Below are 16,574 nucleotides of genomic sequence, written 5' to 3'. Positions count from 1 at the left end.
TGTCACCACGCAGAAGAAGACGACGGGAGTGATTTCATGCCTGCTGCCCGCCATGGCCGTCCTGGGGACCTTCCCGAGCCTCAGGGCCTTTACGACCCCTCGTACGAGCATGACGCCTGTGGTGTCGCCATGGTGGCCGACGTCCACGGCCGCCGTAGCTACGACATCGTCGAGAAGGCTCTGACCGCGCTCATCAACCTCGACCACCGGGGTGCTCGGGGGAGCGAACCGGACACCGGTGACGGCGCCGGCATCCTGACGCAGATCCCCGACGCGTTCTTCCGCGCGGTCGTTCCCTTCGACCTCCCGGAGGCCGGGAAGTACGCCGCGGGCATCGCGTTCCTGCCGGTCGACTCCCAGGCCCGCGCGATCGCCCTGCGCATGATCGACGAGATCGCCGCCGAGGAGAACGTCACCGTGCTCGGCTGGCGCGACGTGCCCGTCGACGCGCGGCACGCCGGGCCCTCCGCCCGCGCCGTGATGCCCCACTTCATGCAGCTGTTCGTGAGCTCCGGCGACCTGTCGGGCATCGACCTCGACCGGGCCGCCTTCGCCTTCCGCAAGCGCGCCGAGCACGAGGCCGACGTCTACTTCGCCTCGCTGTCCAGCCGGACCACGGTCTACAAGGGCATGCTCACCCCGCAGCAGGTCGAGCCGTTCTTCCCCGACCTGTCGGACGAGCGCTACGTCTCGGCCATCGCGCTGGTGCACTCGCGCTTCTCCACCAACACCTTCCCGTCGTGGCCGCTGTCGCACCCCTACCGCTACGTGGCCCACAACGGCGAGATCAACACCGTCAAGGGCAACCGCAACTGGATGCGCGCCCGCGAGACGATGCTCGACACCGACCTGATCCCCGGTGACCTGGAGCGGCTGTTCCCGATCTGCGACCCCGACGGCTCCGACACCGCCTCCTTCGACGAGACGCTGGAGCTGCTCCACCTCGGCGGCCGGTCGCTGCCGCACGCCGTGCTGATGATGATCCCGGAGGCGTGGGAGAACCACACGGAGATGGACCCGGCCCGCCGGGCCTTCTACGAGTTCCACTCCACGCTGATGGAGGCCTGGGACGGCCCCGCGTCGATCTCCTTCTCCGACGGCACCGTCGTCGGCGCGGTGCTCGACCGCAACGGCCTGCGCCCCGGCCGCTTCTACGTCACCGACGACGGCCTGGTCATCCTGGGCTCCGAGGCGGGCGTGCTGTCCGACATCCCGCAGGAGCGGATCGTCCGCAAGGGCCGTCTCCAGCCGGGCAAGATGTTCCTGGTCGACACCGCCCGGGGCCGCATCATCGAGGACGACGAGATCAAGGCCGAGCTCGCCGCCGCCGAGCCCTACGAGGAGTGGCTGCACGCCGGCCTGGTCCGGTTCGAGGAACTGCCCGAGCGCGACCACGAGCACCCCACCCACGAGGCCCTCGTCAAGCGCCAGCAGACCTTCGGCTACACCGAGGAAGAGCTGCGGATCATCCTCACCCCGATGGCCGCGACCGGCGCCGAGCCGATCGGGTCGATGGGCACCGACAGCCCGGTGGCCGCCCTGAGCGACAAGCCCCGGCTGCTGTTCGACTACTTCAGCCAGCTGTTCGCCCAGGTCACCAACCCGCCGCTGGACGCCATCCGCGAGGAGCTCGTCACCTCGCTGCAGTCGACCATCGGCCCCGAGGGCAACCTGCTCGACCCGACCGCCGTGTCGTGCCGCCGGCTGGTGCTGCCCTACCCGGTGATCGACAACGACGAGCTCGCGAAGATCGTCCACATCAACGACGAGGGCGCGCTGCCCGGCTTCCAGCCCCACGTCGTCTCCGGCCTGTTCCACGTCGGCGGGGGCGGCGACGCGCTGACCCGGCGGCTGCAGGAGATCCGCGAGGAGGTCTCGCAGGCGATCGCCGACGGCGCGCGCATCATCGTGCTGTCCGACCGCGGTTCGAACGCCGAGAAGGCGCCGATCCCGTCGCTGCTGCTGACCGGCGCGGTGCACCACCACCTGATCCGGGAGAAGTCCCGGACCCGGGTGGGCCTGGTCATCGAGACCGGCGAGGCGCGCGAGTGCCACCACATGGCCCTGCTCGTCGGCTACGGCGCCAGCGCCATCAACCCCTACCTGGCGATCGAGACCGTCGAGGAGCTGTTCCCCGACAGCCGCAAGGCGGTCCGGAACCTCATCAAGGCGTACGGCAAGGGCGTCCTCAAGGTCATGTCCAAGATGGGCGTGTCCACGGTGGCGTCGTACACGGGCGCCCAGATCTTCGAGGCCCTCGGCCTCGGGGCCGAGGTCATCGACGAGTGCTTCACCGGCACCACCTCGCGCCTGGGCGGCGTCGGCTTCGACGTGCTGGCCAAGGAGGCGCTCCAGCGCCACACCAAGGCCTACCCGAGGGCCGAGAACGCCCACCGGCGCCTGGAGGTCGGCGGCGAATACCAGTGGCGGCGCGAGGGCGAGCCCCACCTGTTCAACCCGACGACCGTCTTCAAGCTCCAGCACGCCACCCGCACCCGGCGTTACGAGATCTTCAAGGAGTACACCGACCTGATCGACGGTCAGGCCGAGTCCCTGATGACGCTGCGCGGGCTGTTCAGGCTGCGCCCGGCGCCCGGCGGCCCGATCCCGATCGACGAGGTCGAGCCCGCTTCGGAGATCGTGCGCAGGTTCTCCACCGGCGCGATGTCCTACGGCTCCATCTCGATGGAGGCCCACGAGACCCTCGCGATCGCGATGAACCGGCTCGGCGCCAAGTCGAACACCGGTGAGGGCGGCGAGGACCCCGAGCGCCTCTACGACCCCAACCGCCGCTCGGCGATCAAGCAGGTGGCCTCCGGCCGCTTCGGCGTGACCTCCGAATACCTGGTCAACGCCGACGACGTGCAGATCAAGATGGCCCAGGGCGCCAAGCCCGGCGAGGGCGGCCAGCTGCCCGGCCACAAGGTCTACCCGTGGATCGCCAAGACCCGTCACTCCACGCCGGGCGTCGGCCTCATCTCGCCGCCGCCGCACCACGACATCTACTCGATCGAGGACCTGGCGCAGCTCATCCACGACCTGAAGAACGCCAACCCGCAGGCCCGCATCCACGTGAAGCTGGTCTCCGAGGTCGGCGTCGGCACGGTCGCGGCGGGCGTCTCCAAGGCCCACGCCGACGTCGTGCTGATCTCCGGTCACGACGGCGGCACCGGCGCGTCCCCGCTGACGTCGCTGAAGCACGCGGGCACCCCCTGGGAGCTCGGCCTGGCCGAGACCCAGCAGACCCTGCTGCTCAACGGCCTGCGCGACCGGATCGTGGTGCAGGCCGACGGCCAGCTCAAGACCGGCCGCGACGTCATCATCGCCGCCCTGCTCGGCGCGGAGGAGTACGGCTTCGCCACCGCTCCGCTGGTGGTCTCGGGCTGCGTGATGATGCGCGTCTGCCACCTCGACACCTGCCCGGTGGGCGTGGCCACCCAGAACCCCGAACTGCGCAAGCGCTTCACCGGCAAGCCGGAGTTCGTGGTCAACTTCTTCGAGTTCATCGCCGAGGAGGTCAGGGAGTACCTGGCCGAGCTGGGCTACCGCTCGCTGGACGAGGTCATCGGCCGCAGCGAACTGCTCGACACCGAGGCCGCCGTGACCCACTGGAAGGCGCAGGGCCTGGACCTGTCGCCGATCCTCTACCAGCCCGACCTGCCCGCGGGCACCCCGCGCCAGCAGGTCGTCGAGCAGGACCACGGCCTGGCGCAGGCGCTCGACAACACGCTGATCCAGCTCGCCGAGGGCGCGATCGAGTTCGGCCAGCAGGTCACGCTCGAACTCCCGATCCGCAACGTCAACCGGACCGTCGGCACGATGCTCGGCCACCACGTCACCAAGAAGTGGGGCGGGGCGGGCCTGCCGGAGAACACGATCGACGTGAGCTTCACCGGTTCGGCGGGCAACTCCTTCGGCGCGTTCGTGCCGAAGGGCATCACGCTGCGGCTGACCGGCGACGCCAACGACTACGTCGGCAAGGGCCTGTCGGGCGGCCGGATCACGGTCACCCCGCCGAGCGACCTGCTCGACGGCCAGATCATCGCCGGCAACGTCGGCCTCTACGGCGCTACCTCCGGTGAGGCGTTCATCCGGGGTGTGGTGGGCGAGCGGTTCTGCGTCCGCAACTCCGGCGCCACGGCCGTGGTCGAGGGCGTCGGCGACCACGGGTGCGAGTACATGACCGGCGGCAGGGCCGTCGTCCTCGGGCCGACCGGGCGCAACTTCGCGGCCGGCATGTCCGGCGGCGTCGCCTACGTGCTGGACCTCAAGCCGGAGCGGATCAACCGCGACATGGTCGAGCTGGAGGCCCTCGGCGACGAGGACTCCGAGATCCTGCGCGAGCTGGTCGAGAAGCACCTCGCGGAGACCGGTTCGCCGGTCGCCAAGGGCCTGCTCGCCGACTGGGAATCGGCTCTCGGGCGTTTCGGCAAGATCATGCCGATCGACTACAAGCGGGTGCTCACCGCCAGGGCCACGGCCGAGGCCGAGGGCCGCGACATCGACGAGGCCATCATGGCCGCGGTGCACGGATAAGGGGGGTAACGACATGGCCGACCCGAAGGGGTTCCTCACTCACGCGCGTGAGCTGCCGGCCCGCCGTCCGGTGGACGTGCGGATCCGCGACTGGCGCGAGGTCTACGTCGACTTCGCCCCGGAGAAGCTGACCAAGCAGGCCTCGCGCTGCATGGACTGCGGCATCCCGTTCTGCCACAACGGCTGCCCGCTCGGGAACCTCATCCCCGAGTGGAACGACCTGGTCTACCGCGACGACTGGCGCGAGGCCGTCGAGCGGCTCCACGCGACCAACAACTTCCCCGAGTTCACCGGCCGCCTGTGCCCGGCTCCCTGTGAGGCGGCCTGCGTGCTCGGCATCAACTCCGACCCGGTGGCGATCAAGCGGGTCGAGGTCGAGATCATCGACCGCGCCTTCGCCGAGGGCTGGGTCACCCCGCAGCCCCCGTCGGAGAAGACCGGCAAGAAGGTCGCGGTCGTCGGCTCGGGCCCGGCGGGCCTGGCCGCCGCCCAGCAGCTCACCCGCGCCGGGCACGACGTCGTCGTGTTCGAGCGGGCCGACGCCATCGGGGGACTGCTGCGCTACGGCATCCCCGAGTTCAAGATGGAGAAGCGGCACATCGACCGCCGCCTCGACCAGATGAGGGCCGAGGGCACCGAGTTCCGCACCGGCGTCGACGTCGGCGTCGACATCACCGCCGCCGAGCTGCGCGAGCAGTTCGACGCGATCGTGCTGGCGGGCGGCGCGACCGCCTGGCGCGACCTGCCGGTCACCGGCCGCGACGCGGTGGGCGTCTACCAGGCGATGGAGTACCTGCCGCCGGCCAACAAGGCGCTGGCCGACTCGGAGATCAACGCCAAGGGCAAGCACGTCGTGGTCATCGGCGGCGGTGACACCGGCGCCGACTGCATCGGCACCGCGATCCGCCAGGGCGCCCTCTCGGTGACCCAGCTGGAGATCATGCCCATGCCGCCGGAGGCGCGTCCGGCCGGGCAGCCGTGGCCGACCTACCCGATGCTGTTCAAGATGGAGTCGGCCCACGAGGAGCTCGCCGACGGCGGGGGAGCGCGGGTCTACGCCGTCTCCACCACCGAGTTCGTCAAGGACGCCGAGGGCAACCTCCAGGCGATCAAGGTGGTGGACGTCGAGGGCCCGGCGGCCGGGTTCAAGCCGATCCCGGGCACCGAGCGCGAGCTGCCCGCCCAGCTCGTCACCCTGGCGATGGGCTTCGTCGGCCCGCAGCACGCCGGTCTGCTCGACGAGCTGGCGGCGCTGTCGGCCGGGGAGTTCTACGACCCGCGCGGCAACGTCGCCCGCAACCGGACCTACCAGTCCGGCGTCGACGGGGTCTTCGTGGCCGGCGACATGGGCCGCGGCCAGTCGCTGATCGTGTGGGCCATCGCCGAGGGCCGCTCGGCCGCCGCCGCCGTCGACGACCACCTGACCGGGGCGACCGCCCTGCCGGTGGCCATCCCGCCGACGGCGCGTCCTTTGGTTTAGCACTGGTCTAGTACGTCAAAACGGTGCCCCCCGGTATTCCCGGGGGCACCGTTTCTTTGTTTTCTCGCTCAGACGCAGGGGCAATTCCGAAATATCTATATGATCTGGACGTTCCAAGCGAAGGAGGACGCGTGGGCAAGGCAGTAATCGCGGGTCTGACGTTGACCCTGCTGACCACGGCCTGCGCGGCCCCCCTGAGCGCCGCCGCGACGGAGGACTACCTGGTCTTCTACACACCCGGCCAGGGCGGCGCCGCGACCGACGCGGTCGAGGCGACCGGCGGCGACGTCCTGTCGGACGACGCGGACCTCGGCTATCTGGTCGCGAGGGCGGCCCGGATCCCGTCGAGCCCGGCCATCGTCGGCGTGCTGTCCGACAAGCCCGTCGGCGAGGTGGCCCGGGTCAAGCCCGTGGCAGGGCCGCGCCGGGCGGTGCGGAACGAGCCGCTCGCCTCCCGCCAGTGGGACATGCGGATGATCGGGGCGACGCCGGCGGGGTCGTACAAGAAGGAGATCGGCAACCACAAGGTGCTGGTCGGCGTCATCGACACCGGGATCGACGGCAAGCACCCGGACATCGCGCCCAACTTCAACCGCGCCCTGTCGCGCAACTTCGTCACTGACCGGCCGAAGGACCCCGAGGGCAAGACCCTCGACGGCCCGTGTGAGTGGAAGGGCTGCAAGGACCCGGCCGACGTCGACGACGACGGCCACGGCACCCACGTGGCCAGCACGATCGCCTCGCCGCTGAACGGCATCGGCATCGGCGGCGTCGCCCCGGGCGTGTCGCTGGTCAACCTGCGGGCGGGCACCGACTCGGGCTACTTCTTCCTCAAGCCGACCATGGACGCCCTCAAGTACGCCGGCGACCACGGCATCGACGTGGTCAACATGTCGTTCTACGTCGACCCGTGGAACTTCAACTGCCCGGCCAACCCGGCCGACACCGCCGCCCAGCAGTCGGAGCAGAAGGCGATCATCGCGGGCATGACCCGCGCGGTGAACTACGCCCGCGCCCACGGCGTGACCCTGATCAGCGCCATCGGCAACGGCTCGATCGACCTGGGCAGGCCGTCCAAGGACACCGTCAGCCCCGACTACCCGGTGGGCGCCGCCAAGTCCCGCACGATCGACAACACGTGCCTGAACATCCCGGCCGAGCTGCCCGGCGTGATCGCGGTGACCTCGGTCGGCCCGAGCAAGCGCAAGGCGGTCTACTCCGACTACGGCGCCGAGCAGGCCGACGTGGCCGCCCCGGGCGGCGACGGCCAGGACACCGGCACCTCGCTGAAGGGGGCGGCCCGCCAGATCCTGGCCGCCGCGCCGCGCCACGCGCTCAAGGCCGCGGGGATGATCGACGCCAAGGGCGAGCCGTTCGACTCCTCCGTGATCCGGGAGTGCAGGCTCGGCGGCTGCTCCTACTACCAGTACCTCGAAGGCACCTCGATGGCCGCGCCGCACGTCACCGGGGTCGCGGCGCTGCTGGTGGCCCGGTTCGGCAAGCCCGGCAAGGGCGGCCTGCACCTCGACCCGGCCCGGCTGGAGAGCCTGCTCTACGCATCCACCTACGACCGGAGCTGCCCGGCCTCGGGCAACTACCGCTACTCGGCCAAGACGACCCACACCTGCGAGGGGAGCGCCTCGCGGAACGGCTTCTACGGGCACGGCATCGTCAGCGCCCTGAAGGCCGTCACGATTTCGGGTACTTAGAAAAGAGATGAGTAGCCGGACGGATTCCGGCCGTCCGTCCTGTCTCTAGGTTCGAGAAATGATTTATCACGTTTTGTGGCAAACCGTGATGGTCGTGCATTTCATCGTCATCGCGTACATCGCCCTGGGCGGATTCCTGGCGTGGCGGTGGCCCCGGCTGATCTGGCCCAGCCTGGGGTTCGCGACCTGGGGCGCGATCCAGCTCGGCGGGCTGGTCGAGTGCCCGCTCACGGCGCTGGAGAACTGGGCCCGCGCCGAGGCGGGCGCGGCGCGGCTCAAGCCCAGCGGCTTCATCGACACCTACATCACCGGCGTGGTCTATCCGACGCGGTACCTCACGGAGGTCCGCGTCGGGATCATCACGGTGATCGTGATCTCCTGGGCCGGGTTCGCGCTCATCCGGTACCGCCGTCACGTGGCCGGGAAGTCGCAGACCTCGATGGCGTAGTCGAGCAGTCTCTCCTGGACGTCCTTGGGCGGGGTGACGATCATCCGGTAGGTCTCCCCGCCCTCGGTGTGCCCCCAGACCTGGAACAGGTAGGCCTGCTTGGCCTCGGCGAAGGCGTGCGGGTCGCAGCGGGTGGGCCGGATCGTGACGGGGACGTCCACCGTGCCCGGCTCCACGACCGCGACGGGCCGCCTCTTCTCGGGCTCCAGCACGTAGTGGGTCGTGCCGTCGATGTCGTCGATCGTCACGGGACGGGTGGTGCTGACCACGAGGGCGCCCTGGAGGTCGTCACCCTTCCTGGTGAAGCCGGGGCCGAAGGCGATCGTGGCCGACTGCCTGAGGATGTGCTCGCCGCACTCGTACTTCACGAGCTGCTTGAGCAGGCCGTCGGTGACCGGGATCGGGAAGCGGACCTCCCTCGGCGGCGCGCCGCCCACGGCCACCGTGGCGACGATGTCCGTCCGCCTGACCGGCGGGATCGCGGTGGCGTCGCACCGGGCCCTGCCGTAGGTGATCGGGAAGTCGGTCCGGGGCGTCCGGCCCAGCGTGGTGTCCACCTTCACCGGGGCCGACGGCTCGAACGATCCGGAGTCGAGCCGCAGGTCGGCGATGTGGAGGGGGGTGTCGCCGGCGTTGGTGACCGAGACCTGGATCCGGTGGGCCGCGACATCCGAACGCCACTGCTGCAACGCGACCGAAACGCCGGTAGGGGGCGTGGTTGATTCGGTAGCCTGTCCACCGCACGCGAGGACGCTCATCAGCGTCGAGACGGCAGCCAACCTTCTGAAACATCCCACAACGGGCAACGTTAGGACACGTCGGCTATCGCGTGAAGTCATTGACAATTTGGCCACAGCTATGGGAGCCGTCACATTCAAGTGGTCTGGACCAATTAGGCTAGGTCTCGTGAGCCGTCGAGCAAAGATCGTCTGTACCCTAGGCCCCGCCACCTCGTCTCCGGAACGGCTGCGGGAGCTGATCAGCGCGGGCATGGACGTCGCCCGCTTCAACCTCTCCCACGGCAGCCATGAGCTGCACAAAGAGGTCTTCGACCGGGTGCGGGAGGCCGCCGAGGAGCTTGGCCGCGCGGTAGGCGTGCTGGCCGACCTCCAGGGACCCAAGATCCGGGTGGGCAAGTTCGCCTCCGGGCCGGTCCGCCTCGGCGTCGGTGACATCATCACGATCACCACCGAGGACGTCCCCGGAGACCGCGACATGGTCTCCACCACCTACGAGGGCCTGCCCGGCGACGTGAAGCCGGGCGACACCATCCTCGTCGACGACGGCCGTCTCCACCTGGAGGTCGACAAGGTCGAGGGCCCCCGGGTGACCACCCGGGTCGTCGTCGGCGGCATGATCTCCGACAACAAGGGCCTGAACCTGCCGGGCGTGGCCGTCAGCGCCCCGGCCCTGACCGAGAAGGACGAAGAGGACCTCCGCTGGGCCCTCCGGACCGGCTTCGACATGATCGCGCTGTCGTTCGTGCGGTCGCCGGAGGACGCCGACATCGTCCACCGCATCATGGACGAGGAGGGCGTGCGCCTGCCTCTCATCGCCAAGATCGAGAAGCCGCAGGCCGTCGACGCCCTGGAGGCGATCGTCGACCGGTTCGACGGCGTCATGGTCGCCCGCGGCGACCTGGGCGTCGAGCTGCCGCTGGAGCAGGTCCCCATCGTCCAGCGCCGGATCATCGAACTCTGCCGCGAGAAGGCCCACCCGGTCATCGTGGCGACCCAGATGCTCGACTCGATGATGGCCGCACCCCGGCCGACCCGGGCCGAGACCTCCGACGTGGCCTACGCGGTCATGGACGGCGCCGACGCGGTCATGCTGTCGGGCGAGACGTCGGTCGGCAACTACCCGATCGAGTCCGTCTCGACGATGGCCCGCATCGCCGCCGCCGCCGAGGGCGCGACCCTCCACGCCACCCACCACTTCGACCGGCGTCCCGAGTCGACCGGTGGCGCCATCGCCCGCGCCGCCGCCGAGGTCGGCGCCATCGTGGGGGCCAAGGCCCTGGTGGCCTTCACCATGTCCGGTGAGACCGCGCGCCGCCTGGCCCGCTATCGCAGCCCGATCCCGCTGATCGCGTTCACCTCCAACCCGGTGGTCCGCGGCCAGCTCGCGCTGACCTGGGGCGTGGAGACCTTCGAGGTGCCGTTCGTGCACCACACCGACGACATGGTCCGTCAGGTGGAGGCGTCCCTGCTCGCCCTCGGCACGTTCGAGAAGGGTGACAAGATCGTCGTCGTGGCGGGTTCGCCTCCCGGCAACCACGGGTCGACCAACGCGCTGCGCGTGCACATCCTCGGCTCGGCCGTGGCCCACCCGAACCTCGGCTGACCTTCATTCGAAAGGGCCGTCACGTACGACGTGGCGGCCTTTCGGCTGTCCGGGCGGCGGCCATCTCGCTCCGGTGGGCCACCGCCCAGTCGGCCAGCGCCGACAGCGGCGTGAGCAGGGACGCCCCGAGGCCGGTCAGGCTGTACTCCACAGAGGGCGGCACGGTGGGCAGCACCTCCCGGCGCACCAGCCCGTTGCCCTCCAGCGTCCGCAGTGTGCGGGTGAGCATGCGCTGGCTGATGCCCTCGACGGCGCGGTGCAGCTCGTTGAACCGGTGGGGCCGCCGGCCCAGCAGGACGATGACCAGCACGATCCACTTGTCGCCGATCCGGCGCAGGACGTCGGTGACGGGACAGTCCTCGTATTCGGCCCCCGGCACCGGCGAGGGCAGGTCGACGGCGAGTACGGAGGGCACCTGCGTGTGCGTATCGGACATGAAAGTGCCTTCTTGTCGCTGTTCCGGGCGGGTCCCGATAGTGAGGCTATGGCAGTCATAGTGATCAGTGGCGGCACCGACGGCATGGGGCGCGCGCTCGCGCTCGGCCGGGCCGCCCGCGGGGACCGCGTGTTCGCGATCGGCAGCAATCCGGCCAAGGGCGCCCGGCTCGGTGGAGGGATCGAGTTCGTGCACGCCGACCTGAGCACCCTGGCGGGGAACCGGGCCGCCGTCGAGGCGGTCACCGCCGCGACGCCGGTGGTCGACGCGCTGGCGCTGTTCGCCAACCGGCTGGCGCGCCGGCGCGTGGAGACCGTCGACGGGCTGGAGTCGACGTTCGCGCTCTACTACCTGAGCCGCCGTTTGCTCGGCGAGGGGCTGACGCCGCTGCTGTCGGCGAGCGAACGGCCCGTCATCGTCAACGTCGCCGGGGTCGGCACCACCAAGGGCGCGATCACCTGGGACGACCTCCAGCTCACCCGCCGCTACGGCATGGTCCGGGCGCAGCTCCAGGCCGGCCGCGCCAACGACCTGCTCGGCGTCGCCCACGCCGCCGAACACGGCGCGGACCTGCCCTACGTCCTCTACCATCCCGGGTTCACGCGCAGCGGCGACGCGTCGGGGATGCCCGCGCCGGTCAGGGTGGCCCTGAAGGTGGCCGGGCGGCTGGCGGCGCGCCCCGTGGAGGAGTCGGTGGCGGCCGTGCACGACTTCATCGACGATCCGCCGAAGGCGCCGCTGACCGCCGTCGACCGGGGGAGGAGGCTGCCGCTCACGCTGCGTACGCTGGATCCGGCCGACGCCGCACGCCTGGCCGTGATCACCCGCGGGCTTCAGGGCATGACTTAGGGGTGCCCCGAGTGGGATTCGAACCCACACTTGATGGATTTTGAGGCCATTGACTCTGCCGTTGGTCTATCGGGGCGTGCGTGGTCCCAATCTAGCGGACGTCGGTAACCTCTTGTGCGTGAGTGGAACGCAGCGGCGAGTGGTGATCGCGGAAGACGAGGCTCTGATTCGCCTCGACCTGAAGGAGATGCTGGAAGAAGACGGTTACGCCGTCGTCGGCGAGGCCGGTGACGGGGAGAGCGCCGTGAAGCTCGCCACCGAGCTCCGGCCGGACCTGGTGATCCTCGATGTGAAGATGCCCGTCCTCGACGGCATCTCGGCCGCCGAGCGGATCGTGTCCGAGCGCATCGCGCCGTGCCTGATCCTGACGGCCTTCTCGCAGCGAGACCTGGTGGAGCGGGCCCGCGACGCCGGGGCGATGGCCTACCTGGTGAAGCCGTTCACCAAGGGTGACCTGGTGCCGGCGATCGAGATGGCGGTCAGCCGCCACGAGGAGATCGCCGCACTGGAGAAGGAGGTCACCACCCTGTCCGACCGGCTGGAGACCCGCAAGCTGGTCGAGCGGGCGAAAGGCCTGCTCATGGCCCAGCACGGCTGGACCGAGCCGCAGGCCTTCCGGTGGATCCAGAAGGCCTCGATGGACCGGCGGCTGAGCATGCGCCAGGTGGCCCAGATCGTGGTGGCGGAGGCGGCCGGGCCCGCCGATCCACCCGCCTGAACGGGCCTTGAGCCCTCCGGCTCGCGACCGCGCAGGTCAGAGCCGGAGGGTTTGTGTTGAGGACTTATTACGACTCAGCATCCAAGTGTCCACAGTTCAGACGCTTTCCTGTTCTTGGGCCCGGGAGTTATGTACGTTTCCAGCATTCGAACGGGGCCGTGTCTGGTTGAACCCGGCGCCTCGTTGCATGGATGAAGGAGACACTTCATGATCCGCATTGCCCCCATGGGGCGGGTGCTGGCAGTCGCCGCGGCCGCCAGCCTTGCCCTGACCGCCTGTGGTGGTGGCGAGGAGACCGCCGCGCCGGCCGCCTCGGCGCCGGCGACGACCGCAGCCGCTCCCGCCACGACGGCGGCGACCGCGGGCGACGGCACTCTCACCATCGGCTCGATTCTTCCCCAGACCGGTGACCTGGCCTTCCTCGGCCCGCCGGAGTTCGCGGGCGTCGACCTCGCCGTGGAAGAGATCAACGCTGCCGGTGGCGTCCTCGGGAAGCCGGTGACCAAGATCCACGCCGACTCCGGTGACGCGAAGACGGACATCGCTTCGCAGTCCGTGGACAACCTGCTGCAGCAGAAGGCCGACGCGATCATCGGTGCCGCTTCCTCGGGTGTGTCCCTCACCGTGATCGACAAGATCGTCAACGCCGGTGTGGTCCAGTTCTCGCCGGCGAACACCTCGCCCGAGTTCACGACCTACAACGACAAGGGCTTCTACTTCCGCACCGCCCCGTCGGACGTCCTTCAGGGCCGCGTCCTCGGTGACCTGATGATCCAGGACGGTGGCGAGAACGTCGCGATCCTGAACCGTCAGGACTCCTACGGCACCGGCCTCGCGGCCGAGGTCAAGAAGTCGGTCGAGGGCGGCGGCGGCACCATCGCCGGCGAAGTCGCCTACGACCCGGCCGCTCCCGACTTCTCGGCGGACGTCGCGAAGATCAAGGAAGCCAACCCCGACGCGATCGCGCTGATCTCCTTCGACGAGACCAAGAAGCTCATCCCCGAGCTCGAGAAGCAGGGTCTGGGCCCGGACAAGGTCAAGATCTACTTCGTCGACGGCAACCTGGCCGACTACTCGGCCGACTTCCCCGAGGGCCTGCTCGAGGGCGTCAAGGGCACCCTGCCCGGCGCGGCCTCCGAGGGCAAGTTCAAGGAGAACCTGCTCAAGACCAACCCCGACCTGCGTGACTTCAGCTACGCGCCGGAGTCCTACGACGCCACCATCCTGATCGCCCTGGCCGCCGAGGCCGGCAAGGACGACTCGGGCACCGGCATCTCGAAGAACCTGGTCGCGGTCAGCAAGGGCGGCACGAAGTGCACCGACTTCAAGGCCTGCCTCGACCTGCTGAAGGCCGGCACTGACATCGACTACGACGGCGTCAGCGGCCCGGTCGAGTTCTCCGACGCGGGCGACCCGTCCGAGGCCACGATCGGCATCTACAAGTACGGCAAGGACAACAAGTACACCAACGAGACCTACCTCGCCGGTAAGGTCTGAGCCCTCCCGCTCAGCTGGTGACCTGACAGCCCCGTGATCACTGATGTGATCACGGGGCTGTTCCGGTGTCAGGAGCCGTCTCGCAGCAGGGCGACGATCTCTCCGGCCGCCCGGCGGCCCTCCGGGATCGGCATGATCGGCCAGTCATGGATCATTCCCTCGCCGATGTGCAGGTGAAGATCGGTTCCGGCCGTGTTCTCGCTCCGGTCCCTGAGCAGGACGGCGTCGGGGAAGAGGACGTCGCGGGTCCCGGCGTACACGTGGACGAGTCCGAGGTCGTCCAGGCGGCCGTTCAGAGGACTGGCCTGAGGGTGTGAGGGGTCGCCCGGGGCCGCCCAGCGGGCCGCGAGAACGCGGATGTGATCGAGGTTCAGCAACGGGTCGTGCGACGCGATGCCGGCGATCTCCCGATTGGCGAAGGTCAGGTCGAGGGCGGGTGAGATGAGGACGGTGACGTCCGGGCGCTCGCCCTGCGGGGTCAGGGCCTGGAGCACGGACAGGGCGATGTTCGCCCCCGCGGAGTCGCCGATCAGAGACGTCGGTCCCTGTCCCTGGACGCGCTGGAGCAGCCGCAGCATGACCGGCAGGACGTCGGCGTGGGTGGCGGCGGGCAGGCGCGGGTAGAGGGGCACGGCGACGTCGCGGCCGGATTCGACGGCGATCCGGGCGGCCAGCCGCCAGTGCTGCCTGGTGATGGGGGCGGCCCAGGCGCCGCCGTGGATGTACAGGGCACGGCGCTGCACCGGATCGACGGGCGTCAGCCGGTAGACCGGCCAGCCTTCGACCTCCTCCCGCCGGACGGTGACACCCGGCAGGCGCGGCGGCGACGGGCTGGCCACTTCGGTGCGGAAACGGCCGGGCTCGAACTGGCGCTTCTTCACCCCCGCCACCCGCAGCAGACCGGCAAAGGCGTGGCTACGCAAGCTGGGGCTCACGGGTGCACCGCCTGGTAGGAGCCGGAGCGCACGTCGTCCAGCAGGGCGGGACCGCTCGTGCTCCACCCGAACGTCTCGCGCGCCTTCCGGGAGGGGGTGCGCGCCGAGGCCTGGAGCAGCGCGGCCATCGTCCCCATGGCGCTCTCGGCCTGCTCGGCGGTGATCGAGGTCGCGGTGGTCCCGGTCAGGTCCGCGATCGCCTCGGCGAGCTCGCGGAAGGTGAACTGCCCCGGTCCGGCCGCGTTGTAGATCCCCGTCACCGGACGCTCCAGGACCTTCAGGTACAGGCGGGCGAGATCGTCCGCGTGCACCGGGGTCCACGCGTTGGCGCCGGAGCCGATGTAGGTGGCGGTGCCCGAGCGGGTCGCGGCGCCGATCAGGCCGGTCAGCAGCGGGCTGCCGCCTCGTCCGTAGACCAGGCTCGCGCGGATGACGACGCCGTTCAGGCCCGCCGCCTCGCGCACCAGGCGCTCGCCGGCGAGCTTGGACGGCACCAGACCCGGCACCGGCAGTTCCGCGTCCTCGTCGCGGGGATGGGCGGGGTCGAGCCCGTAGACCAGGTTCGTGCTGGTGTAGACGAACGGTGTGCCGGTGCCCGCCTTCCCGGCCCCACGGGTGAGCGCCTCCACAGCCGCGGCTTCCGCCGTGACCGCGTCATCCCCGCCGGCGTAGTCGACGGCGGTGTGCACCACGGCGTCGGCCTGCGCCGCGGCCCTTTCCAGGAGCGCGGTGTCGGTCAGGCTGCCGGGCAGCGGACGCGCGCCCGCCCGGGTCGCCTTCGCCGCCGACTCCGGCGACCGGGTCAGCGCCACCACGTCGTGGCCTGACCCGAGGAGGTGTTCGACGAGCACCGAGCCCAGATAGCCGGTGCCCCCGGTGATGAGGATCTTCACGTTCTCTCCAGAAGCCAGAAACGGATGGATCATCCGTTTTCTTCACCTTAGCATTAAACGGATGAGTCATCCGATTCCGGTGGATCGCGCCTATGCTGGAGAAGTGACCGGTCCCGCGCTCCGTAAGGACGCAGCACGCAACCGCCAGCGCATCGTCGAGATCGGCCGGGAGCTGGTCGCGGAAGGCACCCCGATCCAGCTCAACGAGGTGGCCCGCGCCGCCGGCGTCGGCGTCGCCACGGTGTACCGGCACTTCCCGACGCCCCAGGCGTTGATCGAGGCGGTGGCCGCGGAGGGACTGGAGACGCTGATCCAGGCCGCCGAACAGGCGGTGGAGCAGGACGACCCCTGGACCGCCTTCCGTGATTTCCTGGTCCGGATCGTGGACGCGCAACTGAGCGACGCCGCCCTGCCCCCCGTGCTGTCGGCACCCACGGCCGCCCTGCCCGGCACGGCGCAGCTGCTCGATCAGTTGTCCTCGCTGTTCACCCGGCTGTTCGAACGGGCCGCGGACGCGGGGCGGCTGGCGCCCGGCGTCACACTCGCCGACATGACGCCGTTGATCTGCGGCATCGCCTTCTCGGCCAGGATGCATCCCGCCGTCGATCCGCAGGGGCAGGCCGCGGCCGGCCGCCACTATCTCGACGTCGTACTGAACGGCCTGCGGGCCCGCTGAGCGTCTCGCGCTCAGCCGTTCGCGGCGCAGCGCCTCTCGATCGCCGTGGCGGCC

At 70.0% G+C, this 16,574-nt stretch carries 13 protein-coding genes and 1 tRNA gene; 9 read left to right on the top strand and 5 right to left on the bottom strand.

Going from position 1 to position 16,574, the window contains the following annotated elements:
* Positions 1-36: 36 nt before the first annotated feature.
* The 4 genes from gltB (at position 37) to AW270_RS34020 (ending at position 8,173) form a co-directional block, all read left to right on the top strand.
* A complete protein-coding gene (gene gltB / locus AW270_RS34035; RefSeq protein WP_082802051.1) occupies positions 37-4,536 on the top strand; it encodes a glutamate synthase large subunit in 4,500 nt (1,499 codons plus the stop codon).
* A 13-nt stretch (positions 4,537-4,549) separates the two neighbouring features.
* Positions 4,550-6,016 carry a glutamate synthase subunit beta gene (locus tag AW270_RS34030; RefSeq protein WP_061300245.1) on the top strand — a complete coding sequence of 489 codons (1,467 nt, stop codon included), beginning with the start codon at positions 4,550-4,552 and terminating at the stop codon, positions 6,014-6,016.
* Between the two features lie 131 nt (positions 6,017-6,147).
* Complete coding sequence (locus AW270_RS34025) at positions 6,148-7,725, top strand: S8 family peptidase (RefSeq protein WP_063819441.1); 1,578 nt, start codon at positions 6,148-6,150, stop codon at positions 7,723-7,725.
* Between the two features lie 58 nt (positions 7,726-7,783).
* Positions 7,784-8,173, top strand: coding sequence for a DUF2784 domain-containing protein (locus AW270_RS34020; protein WP_061300243.1), 390 nt, complete (start codon positions 7,784-7,786; stop codon positions 8,171-8,173).
* Here AW270_RS34020 and AW270_RS34015 read toward each other — a convergent pair.
* Entirely contained in the window at positions 8,137-8,862 is a 726-nt protein-coding gene (locus AW270_RS34015) for a hypothetical protein (RefSeq protein ID WP_061300242.1), read from the bottom strand. The two genes, AW270_RS34020 and AW270_RS34015, sit on opposite strands and share 37 nt — an antisense overlap.
* 217 nt (positions 8,863-9,079) lie before the next feature.
* Between AW270_RS34015 and pyk the strand changes: the two genes are divergently transcribed.
* Positions 9,080-10,516, top strand: a complete 1,437-nt coding sequence (gene pyk, locus AW270_RS34010) for a pyruvate kinase (protein ID WP_061300241.1) — start codon at positions 9,080-9,082, stop codon at positions 10,514-10,516.
* Positions 10,517-10,535: 19 nt separating this feature from the next.
* On the opposite strand, the gene AW270_RS34005 is transcribed toward pyk, so the two are convergent.
* Positions 10,536-10,952 (bottom strand): winged helix-turn-helix transcriptional regulator, encoded by a 417-nt coding sequence (locus tag AW270_RS34005; protein WP_061300240.1) that lies wholly within the window; start codon positions 10,950-10,952, stop codon positions 10,536-10,538.
* A 48-nt stretch (positions 10,953-11,000) separates the two neighbouring features.
* On the opposite strand from AW270_RS34005, the gene AW270_RS34000 reads away from it, so the two are divergent.
* A complete protein-coding gene (locus tag AW270_RS34000) occupies positions 11,001-11,801 on the top strand; it encodes an SDR family NAD(P)-dependent oxidoreductase (RefSeq protein ID WP_061300239.1) in 801 nt (266 codons plus the stop codon).
* Between the two features lie 3 nt (positions 11,802-11,804).
* On the opposite strand, the gene AW270_RS33995 is transcribed toward AW270_RS34000, so the two are convergent.
* Positions 11,805-11,877, bottom strand: a tRNA-Leu gene (locus AW270_RS33995).
* Positions 11,878-11,913: 36 nt separating this feature from the next.
* On the opposite strand from AW270_RS33995, the gene AW270_RS33990 reads away from it, so the two are divergent.
* A complete protein-coding gene (locus AW270_RS33990) occupies positions 11,914-12,519 on the top strand; it encodes an ANTAR domain-containing response regulator (protein ID WP_157523041.1) in 606 nt (201 codons plus the stop codon).
* Between the two features lie 207 nt (positions 12,520-12,726).
* Complete coding sequence (locus AW270_RS33985) at positions 12,727-14,016, top strand: ABC transporter substrate-binding protein (RefSeq protein ID WP_061300237.1); 1,290 nt, start codon at positions 12,727-12,729, stop codon at positions 14,014-14,016.
* Between the two features lie 68 nt (positions 14,017-14,084).
* Here AW270_RS33985 and AW270_RS33980 read toward each other — a convergent pair whose 3' ends face one another.
* Entirely contained in the window at positions 14,085-14,951 is an 867-nt protein-coding gene (locus AW270_RS33980) for an alpha/beta hydrolase fold domain-containing protein (RefSeq protein WP_169807410.1), read from the bottom strand.
* The gene (locus tag AW270_RS33975) at positions 14,948-15,844 is read right to left on the bottom strand and encodes an NAD-dependent epimerase/dehydratase family protein (protein WP_061300235.1); all 897 of its coding nucleotides are present in this window, start codon (positions 15,842-15,844) and stop codon (positions 14,948-14,950) included. The genes AW270_RS33980 and AW270_RS33975 overlap by 4 nt, the downstream gene beginning before the upstream one ends.
* A 61-nt stretch (positions 15,845-15,905) precedes the next feature.
* On the opposite strand from AW270_RS33975, the gene AW270_RS33970 reads away from it, so the two are divergent.
* A complete protein-coding gene (locus tag AW270_RS33970; RefSeq protein WP_174549911.1) occupies positions 15,906-16,520 on the top strand; it encodes a TetR/AcrR family transcriptional regulator in 615 nt (204 codons plus the stop codon).
* Positions 16,521-16,574: the final 54 nt, after the last annotated feature.

This window comes from Herbidospora cretacea, assembly GCF_001570605.1.
Taxonomy (GTDB): domain Bacteria; phylum Actinomycetota; class Actinomycetes; order Streptosporangiales; family Streptosporangiaceae; genus Herbidospora; species Herbidospora cretacea.
The sequence above is the reverse complement of the archived record's forward strand: the minus strand, read 5'-3'. Positions and strand labels throughout refer to the sequence as shown.

Bases quoted from the DNA above. Each gene is read 5' to 3' on its own strand.
- AW270_RS33985 (WP_061300237.1), top strand. From the start codon at position 12,727: ATGATCCGCATTGCCCCCATGGGGCGGGTGCTGGCAGTCGCCGCGGCC.
- AW270_RS34000 (WP_061300239.1), top strand. From the start codon at position 11,001: ATGGCAGTCATAGTGATCAGTGGCGGCACCGACGGCATGGGGCGCGCG.
- gltB (WP_082802051.1), top strand. From the start codon at position 37: ATGCCTGCTGCCCGCCATGGCCGTCCTGGGGACCTTCCCGAGCCTCAG.
- AW270_RS34030 (WP_061300245.1), top strand. From the start codon at position 4,550: ATGGCCGACCCGAAGGGGTTCCTCACTCACGCGCGTGAGCTGCCGGCC.
- AW270_RS34005 (WP_061300240.1), bottom strand. From the start codon at position 10,952: ATGTCCGATACGCACACGCAGGTGCCCTCCGTACTCGCCGTCGACCTG.
- AW270_RS33970 (WP_174549911.1), top strand. From the start codon at position 15,906: ATGAGTCATCCGATTCCGGTGGATCGCGCCTATGCTGGAGAAGTGACC.
- AW270_RS34020 (WP_061300243.1), top strand. From the start codon at position 7,784: ATGATTTATCACGTTTTGTGGCAAACCGTGATGGTCGTGCATTTCATC.